Raw genomic sequence first — 15,611 nt, 5'->3', positions numbered from 1 at the left:
CGAGTCAATGTGCTTTGGGCGGGAACCACGCATCCCACGTTTCCCGCATGGTCGCCTTGATGACGCCTACGGATTCCGCATCGCCCTTGAACAGCGCGGAGAAAAACGCGCCCGCCTGTTTCAGGGACACGCCCGGCGGCAACGGCGGCACGTTCGGGTCCGTCACCATCTCCAGCAAACACGGCTTGTCGCACGCCAGCGCCACGCTCCACGCGGGACCCACGTCGTCCGGTTGCGTCACCTTGATGCCTTTCAATCCCAGCATTTCCGCATACGCCGCGTAGGGGAAATCCGGCAAGCCCTGCGACGGCGCATAGCGGGGATCGCCCGCCGTGGCCCGCTGTTCCCATGTGACGAGGTTCAAGTCGTTATTGTTGAGCACCATGACGACCAGGCGCGGGTCTTGCCACTGGCGCCACAGGCGTGCCACGGTGATCAAGCCATTGATGCCATTCATTTGCATGGCGCCGTCGCCCGCCAGCGCAATCACCGGGCGGCCGGGAAACGCGAACTTGGCCGCCACCGCGTACGGCACGGCCGGCCCCATGGTGGCCAGGCCGCCCGACAGGCTGGCCATCATGCCGCGCCGCAATTTCACGTCGCGCGCATACCAGTTGGCCGATGAGCCGGAATCGACCGTGACGATCGCATCGTCCGGCAGGCGCGACGACAGTTCCCAGAACACGCGCTGCGGGTTGACGGGATCCGCCGCATTCATCGCGCGCGCTTCCAGCACTTGCCACCAGCGCGCCACGTTGCGCTCGATCTGCTCGCGCCAGCCACGGTCTTGCTGGCGCTTCAGCAGCGGGATCAAGGCCCGCAGCGTGGCTTGTGCATCGCCGATGAGGTTGTATTCCATCGGATAACGCAGGCTGGTGCGGCTGGCGTCGATTTCGATTTGCACGCCCCGCGCATGGCCTTCCTTCGGCAGGTATTCGGCGTAGGGGAAGGACGAGCCCACCATCAGCAGCGTGTCGCATTCCGCCATCATGTCATGGCTGGGCTTGGTGCCCAGCAAGCCAATGGCGCCCGTCACATAGGGCAAATCGTCCGGCACCGCGGCCTTGCCCAGCAACGCTTTCGCGATGCCCGCCCCGAGGATGTCCGCCACTTCGATCAGCTCATCGGTGGCGTGCAGCGCGCCGGCGCCGGCCAGGATCGCCACCTTTCTGCCGCTGTTGAGGATATCGGCGGCCGCCTGCAACGCTTCGGCGGGCGGTTGCAGGCTGCGCCGCAGGGCGCCGATGCCGGTGTGCACGCTGCCGTGTTCGCGGGGTGGCTTCGCCACGGCGGGCAATTCCTGCACGTCGTTGGGAAAGATGATGCACGTGACGGTGCGCTGTTCCTGCGCGATGCGCATGGCGCGGTCGACCAGGTGGCGTACCTGGGCCGAATCGGTGGCCATCTGCACGTAGGCGCCCGCGACGTCCTTGAACAGCGTCAGCAAATCCACTTCCTGCTGGTAGTCGCCGCCCAGCGCCATGCGCTGCTGCTGGCCGACGATGGCCACCACCGGCTGGTGATCCATTTTCGCGTCATACAGGCCGTTCAGCAGGTGGATCGCGCCGGGGCCGGACGTGGCCAGGCAGACACCGGTTTCGCCCGTGAATTTCGCGTGGGCGGTGGCCATGAAGGCAGCCATTTCCTCGTGGCGCGGCTGGACGAATTCGATCGTCTCCTGCCGCCCGAATGCGCCGACGATGCCGTTGATGCCATCGCCCGGATAACCGTAGACGCGCCGCACGCCCCACTGTGCCAGCCGCTGCAACAGGAAATCTCCCACCGTACTGCCCATGATGCGCTCCCGAGATATTTGTTGCGGCCATGGTAGGAGGGGCAATCGTGCGGTGGCGCACGGAACGGCGGCAGGGCCGCGACCGTCAAAAACTTAAGAAGATCTTCATGCACCACACGTTATATTTTGGCAACTGAAGATTCTGGAGAATTCCCATGCGCAAGACCTCATTGGTCGCCACCCTGGCCGCCATCCTGCTGACGCTCCCGCTATCCGCGTCCGCCGCCACCGGCCGTCCCGGCTTTGGCGAATTGCCGGGCGAAAGCAGCCAGGCCTACGACGCCAACCGCGCCGGCCAGGTGGTCGGCATGATCGAGGGCGAGGATGGCAGGCGCCGTGCCGTGCTGTACGAATACGGCAAGGTGACGGAACTGGGCACCTTGGGTGGCTCGGACAGCGAGGCGCGCGCCATCAATGCGTCCGGCATGATCACGGGCGCCGCGCAAAACAAGGAAGGGCGCTGGCGGGCGTTCATTTATGAAGTCAGGAAAGGCATGACGGATTTGGGTTCGCTGGGTGGCGGCGGGTCGTCGGCCGTGGCGATCAATGCGTCGGGCCAGGTGGTGGGGCACTCCGATTTGCCCAATGGCGACTTCCACGCGTTCGTGACGGAAGACGGCGTCATGAAAGACCTGGGCACATTGGGCGGCAAGACCAGCTATGCGTCCGCCGTCAACACGGCCGGCATGGTGGTGGGCACGGCGCAAAACCCCGACGGTTTCCGCCGCGCATTCCTGTCCGTTCCCGGCCAGCCGATGCGCGAAGTGCCGGGACTGGGCGGGCGCATCAGCATGGCCAGCGCCATCAATGACGCGGGTCTGGTGGCGGGCGCGGCGGAAACGCCGGAGCGGCGCTGGCACGCGTTCACCTGGGACGGCAAGCGCCTCGTCGACATCGGCGCGCTGCTGCCGAAAGGTGTCAACAGTTTCGCCACCGGCATCAATGCCGCGGGCCACGTGGCGGGCACGGTGACGGCCGAAGGGTATCAGCCGCTGACCTTTGTCTACAAGGATGGCAAGGTGTCGGTGCACCCGCGCGAAGCGGGGCTGTACTTGACCAGCAAGATCAGCGACAGCGGGCTGGTGGTCGGATCGAAGTTCACGGGCCAGCGGCTGGCCGCTTACGCCGTCGATGAAACCGCGCCGGTACAGAAAACCAGCCTGCTGGACTGGGCCATCCGCCTCGGCATCGCAGCCGGCGTGGCCCTGACGGCGTGGCGCGTGCGGCGCCGCACCGAGGGGCCGATGTTCCCCTCGTCGCAGGTGAAGATCATCGCCAACCGATTCACAAGGTAGCCGGGACGCTCAGAAGCGGTAGCGCGCCGTCAACTGCACGGCGCGCGGCGCGCCCGGCAGCATCAGGTGCTTGCTGCTGCCGTGGCCCGAGCTGATGTACGCGCGGTCGAACAGGTTCGTCACGTTCAGTTGCAGCTCCAGCGCCCGGGCGCGGTAGTATGCCATCGCATCGGCCGTCGTATAGCCGGGCAAGGTCACCGTGTTGCCCGGGTTGGCAAAGCGGTCGCCCACGTAATTGACACCGCCGCCCACACCCCAGTTGGCGGCCAGCGCCTTCGTCAGCCACAGGTTGGCGCTGTGTTCCGGCGTCAGCGTGGGACGCTTGCCCTGCACCAGTTGGCCATCGTCTTTGGCGATGGATTTGACCATGCGGCCATCGAGCCACGCATAGCCGGACCAGATTTGCCAGCCGTCGCCGAGGTCTCCGCTGAGCGTAAGTTCCAGTCCGTCGGTGCGCTGCGTGCCCATGGAAATCACGCGGCTGGTGGCGGGATCAGTGGATTTCATGTTGGTGCGTTCGAGGCGGAACAGCGAGGCGCCTGCCGTGGCGCGGCCGCCGAACAAGTCGATTTTCGCGCCCACTTCATGGTTGGTGGTGCGTTCCGGCGCCAGGTCGGCATTGCTGGCGGCCAGCGCGAAGTTTTCGCCGGACGGCTGGAACGATTTACTGAACGACGCGTAATACGACTGCTCCTGTGACGGCTGGTACACCAGGCCGGCGCGCGGGCTCCACGCGCGGTCGGTGCGCGCCAGGTCGGGCTGGCCGGCGCGGCGGTCGTGGGTTTCCTGTTTGAAGCGGTCGTAGCGCACGCCGGCCAGCACTTTCCAGTGGTCGGCAATGGCAGCCAGGTCTTGCACATAGACGCTGCCGGTGCCGAACTCGGACAGGCTGTTGGCGGTCGGGGCGCCGCCCGCCGTGAACGGCACCGTGGCGGGCTGCGGGTTGAACAGCGAGACCGTGGCCGCGTTGGCTTGCGAGCGCACCAGCTGGTCCTTGTCCTGGCGGCCGAATTCCACGCCATACAGCACCTGGTGCGCGATGCCGGCGAACTGTACGCGCTGTGTCAGTTCGGTCTGGTTGAACCAGCCATCCTCATCGCGCAGCACGTTGCCGCGGGTGAGCGACACGGTTTTTACAGTCTCATTGACGGAACCGATCAGCGTATTGTTGCGGTCCAGCTTGTAGTTGAAGGCGCGGAATGCGTTGCGCAGCGACAGCGTATCGCTGAAGCGGTGGTCCAGCGTGAAGCCCAGCGCATGCACGCGCGCTTCGCTGTAGTCGAATTTGTCGGCCTGTGCGGAGCCGTAATACGTGTTGGCCGGCACGTCCACGGGGCGGCCCTGGTACGACGGAATGCCGAAGTCGGTCAGGCGCTTGTCGTGCAGGTATTCGCCCTGCACCAGCAGGGCCGTGGCCTGGCCCAGGCGCAATTGCACCGATGGCGACAGCGCTTCCCGTTCAAGGAATTGCTGGTCGCGGTAACTGTCGGCGCGCTCGATGGCGCCCGTGACGCGGAATGCCGCGCCGGGGCTGTCGAGCCGGCGGCCCAGGTCGACTTCGGCGCGGCGGCCGTGGTGGCTGCCGACGCGCAAGGTGGCTTCGCTGACGTCGGCGCCGGGTTTCTTGCTGATGCGGTTGATCATGCCGCCGGACGACCCGCGGCCATACAGCACCGACGCGGGGCCCTTCAGCACTTCCACCTGTTCGATATTGGACAAGTCGCGGAAATACAGCGCGTCGTCGCGCAGCCCGTCAATGAACTGGTCTGATATCGCGGAAAAACCCCGGATGGTGACCTGGTCGCGCTGGCCGTCGCCGGTCGACAAGCCGACGCCGGGCACGGATTTCAACACGTCCTGCAGCGATGCCGCGCCCTGGTCGCGCAGCAACGCTTGCGGCACCACGTTGACGGTCTGTGGAATGTCGCGCAGCGGCGCGTCCAGCTTGGCGGCGCTGGTGGAGGACGGGTTGTACGCGGTGTCGGCAGTGGCCGTTACGGTGACGGCAGGCAGCGTGGTGTCGGCGGCGAAGGCGGGGGGGCTGGCGGCCAGCAGCAGCGCCAGGGGGATTTTTTTGAGTCGCATGGCAAGTTCCGAGTGGTGGAAGCTGGCTGGCGGCGATGCTGGCTTGCTGAATGAGAATTATTAGCATTATGCGCAACATCGAACATTTTCACAAGTTGCCATTGCAATTGAGACTCATTCGCATTAATATGGCTGCATCGTTGCCATTCAAGCCATAGTGCTTGTTTGGTAACGCCTTTCTTCAGCCAGCTATTTCCCTATGGGACAGCCAGTCGACCATGCAGCACGGTGGCGACGCCGGCCGTGCCTACTCTCAGGGAAAAACATGCAAGAACTGATCATCCTGGCCCATGTGCCAACCGACTCCGTCAACCTCGGCTTCCTGCCGGCCGCCCGCGCGCTGGGCTTGTCCGTGGTGCTGGTGACCGACCATGCCGATGCCCACCGCGCGCATTTCAGCCGTCCGGATTTGCCGGCCTATCCCGACGACATCGTCGCCTGCGACGTATTCAATCCGCTGGCGGTGATCGGCATGCTGACTTGCCGCGACCAGGCGCCGGCCGCCGTGTTTTCCAACAGCGACCACCTGCAGGCGGGCACCGCGCTGGTGGCGGATTACTTCGGCCTGCCGCACAAGGACTGGCACGTCGCGTACCGCGCCAAGAACAAGGCGGAAATGCGCAGCCGGCTGCGCGGGCAGGGGCTGGACCCGCTGTGGTACGGGCTGGCTTGCCATGCCGCCGACGTACGGCGCCTCGCTGCGGAAGCGCCATTCCCGTGCATCGTCAAGCCGCGCGAAGGCGTGGCGAGCCAGCTGGTCAGCCTGGCCGGCACGGCGGCGGAACTGGAAGCGCAGTGCGCGGCCATCTGGACCACGCAGCCCGGCTTGCCGCTGCTGCTGGAGGAGTACATCGCGGGTCCGCTGTATACGCTGGAAACCCTGGGCGATGGCCATGATATGTGCGTGCTGGGCGGCTTCGAAGTGACGCTGTCGCCGCCGCCGCATTTCGTGGAACTGGAAGCGCGCTGGGGCACCGGCCTGCCGCCGGAAGCACAAGCGCGCGTGCTGGACATGGTGCGCGCCTTCGGCGTCGGCTTCGGCGCCTGCCATACGGAATTCGTCATGAGTCCCACGGGACCGCGCCTGATTGAAATCAATTACCGCAACATTGGCGATTACCGCGAATTCCTGTTGCAGGAAACGCTGGGCATCCCGTTGTTTGAAACCGTGTTGCGGCTGTACCTGGGTCAGCCGCTGCCAGCGCTGCAGCGGGCATCCAACGCCGCGCATATCCGCTATTTCACGGCGCTCTCCGAAGGTACTGTACAGGCGTGCCCGGAAGCGTATGAACACCGAAGTGATGGTGTGCGCCTGCAATACCAGCCGCTGCGCGCGGTCGGCGACGTGATCGCGCTCAGCCACTCCAACAAGGATTACGTCGGCGTGTTGCGCGGCGTCGGCGGCAATGCGGCCGAACTGGCCCGTGCGATGGACTCCGCCGGCCAGGCCCTGCGCTGGGAGATCGCGGCATGAGGGACGTGACCGATCACCGCACCGTGGCGCAAGATACGATCGCCGCCAGGGTGCTCGATGCGCTGCTGCGTGAAGATGTCCGTGGCTGCGTCAGCCAGGCGGCGTTGCACGACGATGGTCCGGCGTCGGCATCCGGGCATGCCGGTCCCTGGCTGGCAGTCTCGCACCTGGGCGATGGCGTGCTGTGGATGCCGGTGCAGGCCGCGTCGTTCATGCAGGACTGGCGCAGCGCCGGCTGGCCGATCCTGCATGGCGCCGATGGCGCGTGGCGTGCGCTGGATGCGATAGAGGGTGTGCTGGCCGTGTTCGCGTCCGGCGTGGCCGGTGACGGCGCCGCGCTGTTTGGCGCCTTTGCCGATGAGTGCAGGCTGGCGGCGGAACACCGCGTACTGGCCGATGCGGAGCGCGGCCGCTGGTTTGCGCAGCCGCCCGAGCAGCCGGACGATTGGGCCGCGTCGCTGCTGCATTACGACCGCCTTGCTTCATTCCACGACCACCCGCTGTATCCGACCGCGCGCGCCAAGCTGGGTTTCGACGCGGATAACCTGGCCGCCTATGGCCCGGAACACCAGCGCCCATTTGCGCTGCGCTGGCTGGCGCTGCCCCGCGCGCTGGTGCACGGCAGCGGCCATCCGCCGCCCGCCGCACCGTGGCCGGCGTTTGCCGACGTCGGCCTGGACCCGTCGCTGGCCGCCAGCCACGCGCTGATGCCGGTGCACCCGTTCGTGTGGGATGGCGAATTGCAGGCCATGCTGGACGGCGCCGGGCTGGCGCACAGCGCCATACGTGCGCCGCGCGCGTTCCTGACAGTCTTGCCGACACTGTCCGTGCGCACTGTCGTGCTGTGCGACGCGCCGCAGTGGCACGTGAAAGTGCCGCTGACGATACGCACGCTGGGGGCGAAGAATATCCGCACCATCAAGCCTTCGACGATCGCCGACGGCCACAGCGTGCAAACCTTGCTGGGCACGATTGTGGCGGACGAGCCCGCGCTGGCGGGCCGCGTGCTGTTGACGGACGAGCGCCACGGCGTCCATGCGGACGGCCGCAATTTCCTCGGCTATATCCTGCGCCGCTATCCGTCCGAAGCGCTGCACGGCGCCGACGTGGTCCCGGTTGCCGCGCTGGCGGCCCCGGCGCCGGAAGGTGGCCTGGTGGCGCAACAACTGGCGCGGCGCTGGTTCGGCGGCGACCTGTCCGCGCTGTTCGGCGCTTACCTGGACTTGACGCTGGAACTGCACCTGACGTTGTGGCTGCGCTATGGCGTGGCGCTGGAATCGAACCAGCAGAATTCCGTGCTGGTGTTCGACCGCGCGCAGGGCAGGCCGCGCCTGCGGCTGCTGCTCAAGGATAACGACGCGGCGCGCATCCACGTGGCCTGGCTGGCGGGGCGCCGGCCGGACCTGGCGCGGCACGTGGCATCGCTGCACGACGCGCGCATTGCCGTGGACGACGAGCTGCCGCTGGCGCAAATGTTCACCACGATTACCTTGCAGCTCAACATCGCGGCGCCGGTGGAAAGCCTGGCGCCCGCGCTGGAGTTGCCGCCCGCCGCGCTGTACCGCCAGGTGCGCGACCGCGTGGAGGCGCACCTGGCGCGGCTGGCCGCCGATGGTGAAGACACGGCGCTGGCGCGCCGCGTGCTGCTGGACGACGAGCGCCTGTACCTGAAGCGCCTGCTGGTGGCCGCCACGCTGGCGGGAAAAAGCGAGACGGGGGCGGCCGACGTCAACAAGTTCTACGGCCACAGCGCGCCCAACTTCCTGAGGCAGCCATGATGGCGCCGGCCGCCGTGCGGCCCGGGCAGGCCCGGGTCGTCGGCGCGGTGATGGCGTGCCATTTCGTCGCCGCGTTCGCCGCGCTGGGCATGCCGCCATTCTTCTCGCTGATCCTCAGCCGCTCGCTGCACAGCGACGCGGCATGGCTGGCGGGCTGGCTGTACATCGTGCCGACGTTCTTCACGGCCTTGAGCAGCCCGTGGTGGGGCCGGCTGGCGGACCGTTATGGCAAGAAGCGTTTGCTGCTGCGCGCGCAGTTCGGCCTGGCCGCGAGCTTCGCGCTGGCCGGCGTGGCGCAGGATACGGCCACCTTTGCCCTGGCGCTGGTGCTGCAAGGCTTGCTGGGTGGGACCTTTTCCGCTTCCAACGCGTACCTGGCCACCGTGGTCCAGGGCCCGGCGCTGATGCGCAGCCTGACGTGGATGCAGTGGTCGGCGCGCGCCGCGCTGTTCGCCGCGCCGGCGGCGCTGGGCGTGGCGCTGCCGCTGGTGGCAGCGCCGCTGGCGCTGTACCGCTGGCTGGCGTTGCTGCCGCTGGCGGCCGCGCTGTGCATCTGGTGGATGCCGGAGTTCGGCAATCCGCAGGCGGGCGCACGCGCGGCGGGTGCGGTGGCGGCGCAGGCCGCGCCATCCGCCCCTGCCGCCAGCGCACGCCAGCTGTACGCGTTGCAATGGCTGTTCGTGTTCGCCACTGTGCTGACCTTCCCGTACTGCGTGCCCTGGCTGCATGAAGCGGCAGGGGCCAGCGTGGCGCAAGCCAGCCTGCTGTTTGGCCTGCCGCACCTGGTGTACCTGGCGTGCGCGATCCCGCTGACGCGCTGGCTGGGACGCGCGCGCCTGTTGGCGACGCTGGGTGCAGCCTTCGCCTTGCTGGCCGTGGCGCTGCCGGCGCAGGCGTGGTCCGCCGCGCATGGCTGGCCCGCGCTGGCGGCTTGGCGCGTAGCCATGGGGTTGGGCATGACGGCTGCCTACCTGGCGCTGCATGGCCTGATCGCCGCCATGGTCAACGGCGGCAACGCCGGCCGCACGTTCGGCTGGTTCGAAAGCAGTTCCAAATGGGGCGCCGTGGCGGCAGGACTGGGCGCCGGCGTGCTGGTGCAGGCGGCCGGCATGCGCGCCCCTTTCATTGCAGGCGGAGTGGCCATGCTGGCCGCAGCCTGCTTCACCGCGTGGATAGCCTCCAGCCAGTTCCACATGAATAACCGGAGTCGACATGCAAACGATTAAACAAACTGCAGCCGCGCAGCGCGCTGCACACCTGGCCGGGCGGCGCGCACTGGAAGTGCTGCTCAATTGCTATTGCCGCGAAGTGGCGCAGCCCCGTGGCGAACTGACTGTGGGGCCGCTGTTCGGGCAAAACGATTGGCCGCAATCGGTGCGGCTGGCGCTGCATGGGGGCGGCGCCGCGCAGCGCGCCATGCACATCGTCCTGCCGCGATCGCAGGCGCGCCTGCTGGTGGTGGTGGCGCGGCCTTCGGCGACCGGCAATTACCGCTACCGCTCGCCGCTGTATTGCAAGGCCGAAGCGCAGCCGTGGGTGCTGCTGGACTGGCGCGCGCTGGCGGGCGCGCTGTTGCGGGAACTGGCGCTGCAAACAGGCACGCCGTACAACGATGAATTGATGCGGCAGATTGCCGACAGCGTCGGCGTCACCACGGCGCTGGCGGAATATGGCCGGGCGGCGCCGTTCTCCGCGCGCCCGGAACAGGCGTTCATCGAATCCGAGCAATCGCTGTTGTATGGCCATCCGTTCCACCCCGCGCCGAAGAGCCGGCAGGGCGTGGACGCCGCCGACATGCTGCGCCATGCGCCGGAAACCGGGGCGCGCTTCCCGCTGCATTATTTTGCCGTGCGGCGCGATTGCGTGCGCCAGCAGTCGCTGCTCGATATGCCTTGCGATGCCCTGGTGGCGGCGCAGGCGCCGTCCGCGCTGGCGGCCGACGATGGTTATGCGCTGATCCCCGTGCATCCGTGGCAAGCCGGTTACCTGCTGGCGCTGCCGGCCGTGCAGGCGGCGCTGGACGACGGCCGATTGCGCGACCTGGGCGCGCAGGGCGGCGACTATTTCCCGACGTCGTCGATCCGCACGCTGTATGCGCCGGAGAACCCGTATTTCTACAAGTGTTCGCTGAATATCCGCATCACCAATTGCGTGCGCAAGAATGCCCATTACGAGCTGGAAGGGGCGCTCGAAGTGACCCGCGTCATGCGCGCGCTGATGCCGTCGCTGCGCAGCCGCTTCCCCGGCCTGGGCGTGCTGGAAGAACCGGCGTACATGACGGTGGACCTGCAAATGGCGGACGAAGGGGCGGGGCGCGAAGTCAGCGAAGGTTTCGGCATGATCCTGCGCCGCAATTGGTCCGGCAGCGTACGGCCGGGCGTGGCGCCGCTGCTGGCGGGCGCCCTGTTCGGCAACCATGATGATGGCGCGCAGCGGCTGCGCGAAGCCGTGGCGCAGGCGGAGGCGGTGGAACAGTGGTTCTCACGCTACGTGGAATTGCTGATGTATCCGGTGCTGTATTGCTACTTCGAGCATGGCGTGATCTTCGAGCCACATTTGCAGAACGTGCTGGTGGGGCTCGACGCGACGGGGCCCGCCCAGGTATGGCTGCGCGACTTCGAAGGCGTCAAGCTGGCGCGCGAACACTACAGCGCCCAGCAACTCGATGGTGTCAGCGAAGCGGCGCGCAATGCGCTGTGGTACAGCCTGGAACTGGGCTGGCAACGCATCGCCTACTGCCTCTTCGTCAATAACTTCTGCGAAGCGGTCATGCACCTGGCCGGCGACGATGGGGCCATGGAAGCGCGCCTGTGGGGCACCGTGCGGGGCCACGTGCAGCGTTACCAGCGCCTGCATGGCAGTACGGCGTCGGTGCAACGCCTGGACGCCTTGCTGGATGGCGAACCGCTGCCGGGCAAGACCAATTTGCTGAACCGCTTCTTCAAACGGGCCGACCGCGCCACCACCTATGTCCCGGTGGCCAACCCGATGGCGGGAAAGGAGGAGCCATGGTATTGAACCGGCATCCGGATCCCGCGCGGGCCGCGGCCCATGTGCGTGCGGCGCTGGCGCGGCAGACGGAAGAAGGCGGCGGCGATCCGCTGTGCGCCTACCTGTACGACTTGCCCGCGCTGCGGGAACACGCGGCCGGCGTCGCCGCCGCGCTGCCCCCTGGCTGCGAATTGTTTTATGCCGTCAAAGCCAATGCGGAATTACCCATCCTGCATACGTTGGCGCCGCTGGTGGCGGGATTCGAAGTGTCGTCGGGCGGCGAACTGGCGTGGGTGCGGCAGCATTTCCCGGAGCGCCCCGTGATCTTCAGCGGCCCGGGCAAGCTGGACAGCGAGCTGGGGGCGGCGCTGGCGCAGCAGGTCGAGTGCGTGCACGTGGAAAGCCTGCACGAGATCGACCGGCTGGCCGCGCTGGCGGCGCGGCGCGGTGTCACGCAGGACGTGCTATTGCGCGTCAACCTGGCGCTGGATGCGCTGGCGCCGACGCGGCTGATGATGGGCGGGCGGCCCACGCCGTTCGGTGTGCCGTCCGCCGCGCTGCCGGCCGGCCTGGCGCGCCTGCGCGACTATCCGCAACTGCGGCTGCGCGGTTTCCACTTCCACTTGCTGTCGCACCAGCTCGACGCGCAGGCGCACCTGGCGATGATCGCGGCCTGCCTGCGCCAGGTGCGCGCATGGTGCGAGGCGTACCGGCTCGACGTCGGCCAGGTCAACGTGGGCGGCGGCATCGGCGTCAATTACACCGACCCGGCCGCGCAATTCGACTGGAACGGCTTTTGCGCCGGGCTGTCCGGCGTGCTGCAATCCGACGGCATGCCGGGCGTGACGCTGCGCTTTGAAATGGGCCGCTTCATTTCAGCGTGGTGCGGCTGGTATGCGGCGCAAGTCATCGACGTCAAGGACAGCTATGGCAAGACGTTTGTTGTCGTGCGCGGCGGCACCCACCACTTCCGCACGCCGCAGGCGCAGGGACTCAGCCACCCGTTCCACGTGCTGCCGGTGGACGCCTGGCCCTATGCGTGGCCGCGTCCGCAAGCGGGTGATGGTCCCGTCACCGTGGTGGGGCAACTGTGCACGCCGAAAGATGTGCTGGCCTTCGATGCGCCGGTCGCGCGCGTGCGGTGCGGCGACGTGTTGCTGTTCCCGCTGGCCGGCGCCTATGCGTGGCACATTTCGCACCACGATTTCCTGCGTCACCCGCATCCTCAACAATGGTACCTGCCGCTGGAGGACGACCATGCTGCGGGCTAACCCCCTGTTGCAGGCGTTAGCGGATGGGCGTGCGATTCACGGTGTGCTCAATGCGATGCCGTCCGCGCTGATGGTGGAAATGGCGGGCTATGCCGGCTACGACTTCGTCATCCTCGACATGGAGCATGTGTGCGTCAATCCGGAAACGCTGGAACACATGGTGCGCGCGGCCGAATGCGCGGGCATCACGCCGCTGGTGCGGGTGCCGGGGCCGGACGAGGGCGCGATCCTGCGCGCGCTCGATTGCGGCGCCATGGGCATCGTGGTGCCGCGCGTGCGGGGCCGCGCCGATGCGGAACTGGCGGTGGCGGCCAGCCGCTATTGCCCGCTGGGACGGCGCGGCGTCAGCGGCGGCCGCACCACGGGGTTCGGACGGTTGCCGCTGGCGCAATACATGGAGCAGGCCAACCGCAACGTCCTGGTGGTGGCGATGATCGAAGACCGGGACGGAGCGGATGCCATTGACGACATCCTGGCCGTGCCGGGTATCGGCATGGTGCTGGAGGGGGCGATGGACTTGTCGCAGTCGCTGGGTGTACCCGGCCAGGCGCAGCATCCGGCCGTGCAGGAAGCCATCGCGGCGGTGGCGCGGGCGTGCCGGGCGCGGGGTGTGCCGTATTGCGCCATGCCGCGCGTGGCGGGCCAATACGCCATGTGGCGCGAGCGGGGCGTCCACGCGTTCCTGCTGGGCGATGACCGCGGCATCGCCTTCCGCGCGCTGAAAGCCCACCGGGACAACGCGCCCGGCAACTGAAAGGCCTGTTACCGCGCGCAGGCGGGGACCACGATATCCGTCTTGTGCGCCATCGCTTGCCAGTCCGGGTTGCAGGGCAGGGTGGCCAGCGCTTCGTTGATGGCGGCCATCAATTCCGGCCGGTCGCGCGCCACGAACACGTGGCGCGCGAAGCTGTTCGGGCCCGGCGTGCGCACGTAGGACAGCTTGCCGGCAAACTCCGCTTCCGAGGCGACGTTGCGGTACATGAAACGGTTCATTTGCGTGAAGTCGATCCGGCCCGCCAGCAGCTTGCGCAGGTTCGAATGTTCATCGTTGGTCAGGTCGAGCTGGATCACGCCGTCCGCGATCATGGTTTCCAGTCCCATGTAGCGGTAGCCGCGTATGGTGCCATAGCGTTTGCCCTTCAGGTCGGACAGCAGGCGCACCGGCGGTGGCGTGGCGCCGGCAAATACCAGCACGTTGTAATCCTCGAAGATGGGCGTGCTCCACAGGTAGCGCGAGCGGCCGTCGTCATCGATGAAATTCGGCGCCAGCATCAGGCCCACCGCGTCGAAATGCAGCGGCGCATCCAGGTGCGCACGCAGCAGCCGCATGCGGGGCAAGTGCTGCAATTCGAATTTATAGCGGCCTTTCAATTGCTGGTTCAGGTGCCGCACCAGGATGTCGCACAGGCCGCTGCCATCCGGATAGAGGAACGGCGGGTAGCGGTACGTGTTAATCGCGGTCAGCGCGATTTCCCCGGCGACCGCGCAACTGCCCGCCAGCAGCAGGAAGCAAGCGGTGCACAGGGCGGCAAGCAGGCGTGTCGGTCGCGATGTCATGGGCGGGCTTGATCGGGTTGGGCACAGAACAGTATAGGACAGGAAACAACGGGAAACATCGGGAACATTGTCAGTGGCGTATCGCCAGCAGATAGCAAGCCAGCGACGCCAGCGCGGCCACCAGCAACACCAGCAGCAACACGGCGGGCGAGCCGGCTTGCACCAGCGCCGCCACGGCCAGCGGTCCCGCCGCGCGCGACAGCAGCGACGGTCCGGCCAGCGCGCCGGAAATCGCGCCGTAATGGCGCCGCCCGAACAGCATTTGCGGGATCGTGCCCCGCACGATGGTGAGGATGCCGTTGCTCATCCCGTACAGCACGCAAAACGCGGCGGCAGCCCAGCCGTGGCGGCCGAACAGCAACAGAGCCAGCAGCGCAGCCGGCAGGGCGCCAAAGGTGATCTTGCCGATGGTTTGCGGCAGCGCGCGGCGGCCCACGGTCATTTCGCCAATACGTCCCGCCACCTGCATCGGCCCCACCAGCGCGGCCAGCGCCACGGCCACGCCGGCCGCGTGGCCATATTGTTGCAGCAGCGGGATCAGGTGCACGGACAGCGCGGCAAAAATAAAGCTGTTGGCTGAAAACGCGAAGCCCAGTTTCCAGAACGCGGGGTGGCGCACGGCTTCGGCCAGCGTGTGGTCGCGCGGGGCGGTATCCGGCGTGGCGGCTGTTGTCGCTGTGGCAGCGGCGGAAGTAGCGGAAGCCGTGCCGGGATTGGCGACCGGCGGCAGGCGCTCCCCCGGTTGCAGCAGCAAATGCAGCGGCATGCATACCAGCCAGTGCGCCACGCCATAGCACAGCCATGTCTCGCGCCAGCCGAGCGAACCCAGCAAATGTTGTGTCAGCGGCCAGGACACGGTGCTGGCGAAGCCGCCGAACAAGGTCAGCGTGGAAATCGCTTGCCGGCTTTGCATGCCGAATTCGCGGTTAATGGTGGCGAACGCGGCTTCGTACATGGTCATCGCCATGGCCACGCCCAGCACCGTCCAGGCTGCGTAATACGCCGCCACCGTGTGCACATTGCTGAGCGCCGCGAAACCCGCACCGCACAGCAGGGAACCCGCGCCCATCACCCAGCGTCCTCCGTGGCGGTCGATCAGCATGCCGACCGGTGTGGCCGCGGCGCCCGACACCAGCAAGCTCCATGAAAACGCGCCGATCACGGTTTCGCTGCGCCAACCCAGGTCGTTGGCCATGGCGGGCGCCAGGATGGCGATCGCGTAATACAGCGCGCCCCACGACATGATTTGCGTACAAGCCAGGATTGCGAGATTGATGCGGCGGAAAGGCATGAGCAATAAACAAATGACAAAGGGCAAGTGTATCTTGTTATCGTTTTCGCGATTCCAACAAATTTATTAAATTG

At 67.1% G+C, this 15,611-nt stretch carries 11 protein-coding genes; 7 read left to right on the top strand and 4 right to left on the bottom strand.

Features of this window, described 5'->3' with window-relative positions:
• Positions 1-4: 4 nt before the first annotated feature.
• A complete protein-coding gene (locus GJ700_RS22055) occupies positions 5-1,795 on the bottom strand; it encodes a thiamine pyrophosphate-requiring protein (protein WP_154377921.1) in 1,791 nt (596 codons plus the stop codon).
• A gap of 155 nt (positions 1,796-1,950) precedes the next feature.
• Here GJ700_RS22055 and GJ700_RS22050 point away from each other — a divergent pair, with 155 nt between their 5' ends.
• Positions 1,951-3,090, top strand: coding sequence for an HAF repeat-containing protein (locus tag GJ700_RS22050; RefSeq protein ID WP_154377919.1), 1,140 nt, complete (start codon positions 1,951-1,953; stop codon positions 3,088-3,090).
• A 9-nt stretch (positions 3,091-3,099) separates the two neighbouring features.
• Here GJ700_RS22050 and GJ700_RS22045 read toward each other — a convergent pair whose 3' ends face one another.
• The gene (locus GJ700_RS22045) at positions 3,100-5,175 is read right to left on the bottom strand and encodes a TonB-dependent receptor (RefSeq protein WP_154377917.1); all 2,076 of its coding nucleotides are present in this window, start codon (positions 5,173-5,175) and stop codon (positions 3,100-3,102) included.
• A 265-nt stretch (positions 5,176-5,440) separates the two neighbouring features.
• Between GJ700_RS22045 and GJ700_RS22040 the strand changes: the two genes are divergently transcribed.
• From GJ700_RS22040 to GJ700_RS22015, 6 genes are read left to right on the top strand one after another with little or no spacing between them, the layout of a single operon-like run.
• A complete protein-coding gene (locus GJ700_RS22040) occupies positions 5,441-6,649 on the top strand; it encodes an ATP-grasp domain-containing protein (RefSeq protein WP_154377915.1) in 1,209 nt (402 codons plus the stop codon).
• Positions 6,646-8,427 (top strand): IucA/IucC family protein, encoded by a 1,782-nt coding sequence (locus GJ700_RS22035; RefSeq protein ID WP_154377913.1) that lies wholly within the window; start codon positions 6,646-6,648, stop codon positions 8,425-8,427. Before GJ700_RS22040 ends, GJ700_RS22035 begins: the two co-directional genes overlap by 4 nt.
• Complete coding sequence (locus GJ700_RS22030) at positions 8,424-9,653, top strand: MFS transporter (RefSeq protein ID WP_229507166.1); 1,230 nt, start codon at positions 8,424-8,426, stop codon at positions 9,651-9,653. The genes GJ700_RS22035 and GJ700_RS22030 overlap by 4 nt, the downstream gene beginning before the upstream one ends.
• Positions 9,640-11,445 (top strand): IucA/IucC family protein, encoded by a 1,806-nt coding sequence (locus GJ700_RS22025; RefSeq protein ID WP_154377911.1) that lies wholly within the window; start codon positions 9,640-9,642, stop codon positions 11,443-11,445. Before GJ700_RS22030 ends, GJ700_RS22025 begins: the two co-directional genes overlap by 14 nt.
• Complete coding sequence (locus tag GJ700_RS22020; protein WP_154377909.1) at positions 11,436-12,689, top strand: type III PLP-dependent enzyme; 1,254 nt, start codon at positions 11,436-11,438, stop codon at positions 12,687-12,689. Before GJ700_RS22025 ends, GJ700_RS22020 begins: the two co-directional genes overlap by 10 nt.
• A complete protein-coding gene (locus GJ700_RS22015; protein WP_154377907.1) occupies positions 12,676-13,443 on the top strand; it encodes an HpcH/HpaI aldolase family protein in 768 nt (255 codons plus the stop codon). Before GJ700_RS22020 ends, GJ700_RS22015 begins: the two co-directional genes overlap by 14 nt.
• An 8-nt stretch (positions 13,444-13,451) precedes the next feature.
• Here the strand turns inward: GJ700_RS22015 and GJ700_RS22010 are convergent, their stop codons facing one another.
• Positions 13,452-14,246, bottom strand: a complete 795-nt coding sequence (locus GJ700_RS22010) for a substrate-binding periplasmic protein (RefSeq protein WP_154377905.1) — start codon at positions 14,244-14,246, stop codon at positions 13,452-13,454.
• Between the two features lie 70 nt (positions 14,247-14,316).
• Positions 14,317-15,537: an MFS transporter gene (locus GJ700_RS22005; protein ID WP_154377903.1), complete on the bottom strand. Its 1,221-nt coding sequence runs from the start codon at positions 15,535-15,537 to the stop codon at positions 14,317-14,319.
• Between the last annotated feature and the right edge of the window lie 74 nt (positions 15,538-15,611).

This window comes from Pseudoduganella rivuli (assembly GCF_009674485.1).
GTDB classification, from domain to species: Bacteria; Pseudomonadota; Gammaproteobacteria; order Burkholderiales; family Burkholderiaceae_D; genus Rugamonas; species Rugamonas rivuli_B.
This window is presented reverse-complemented; position numbering and strand designations above follow the sequence as displayed.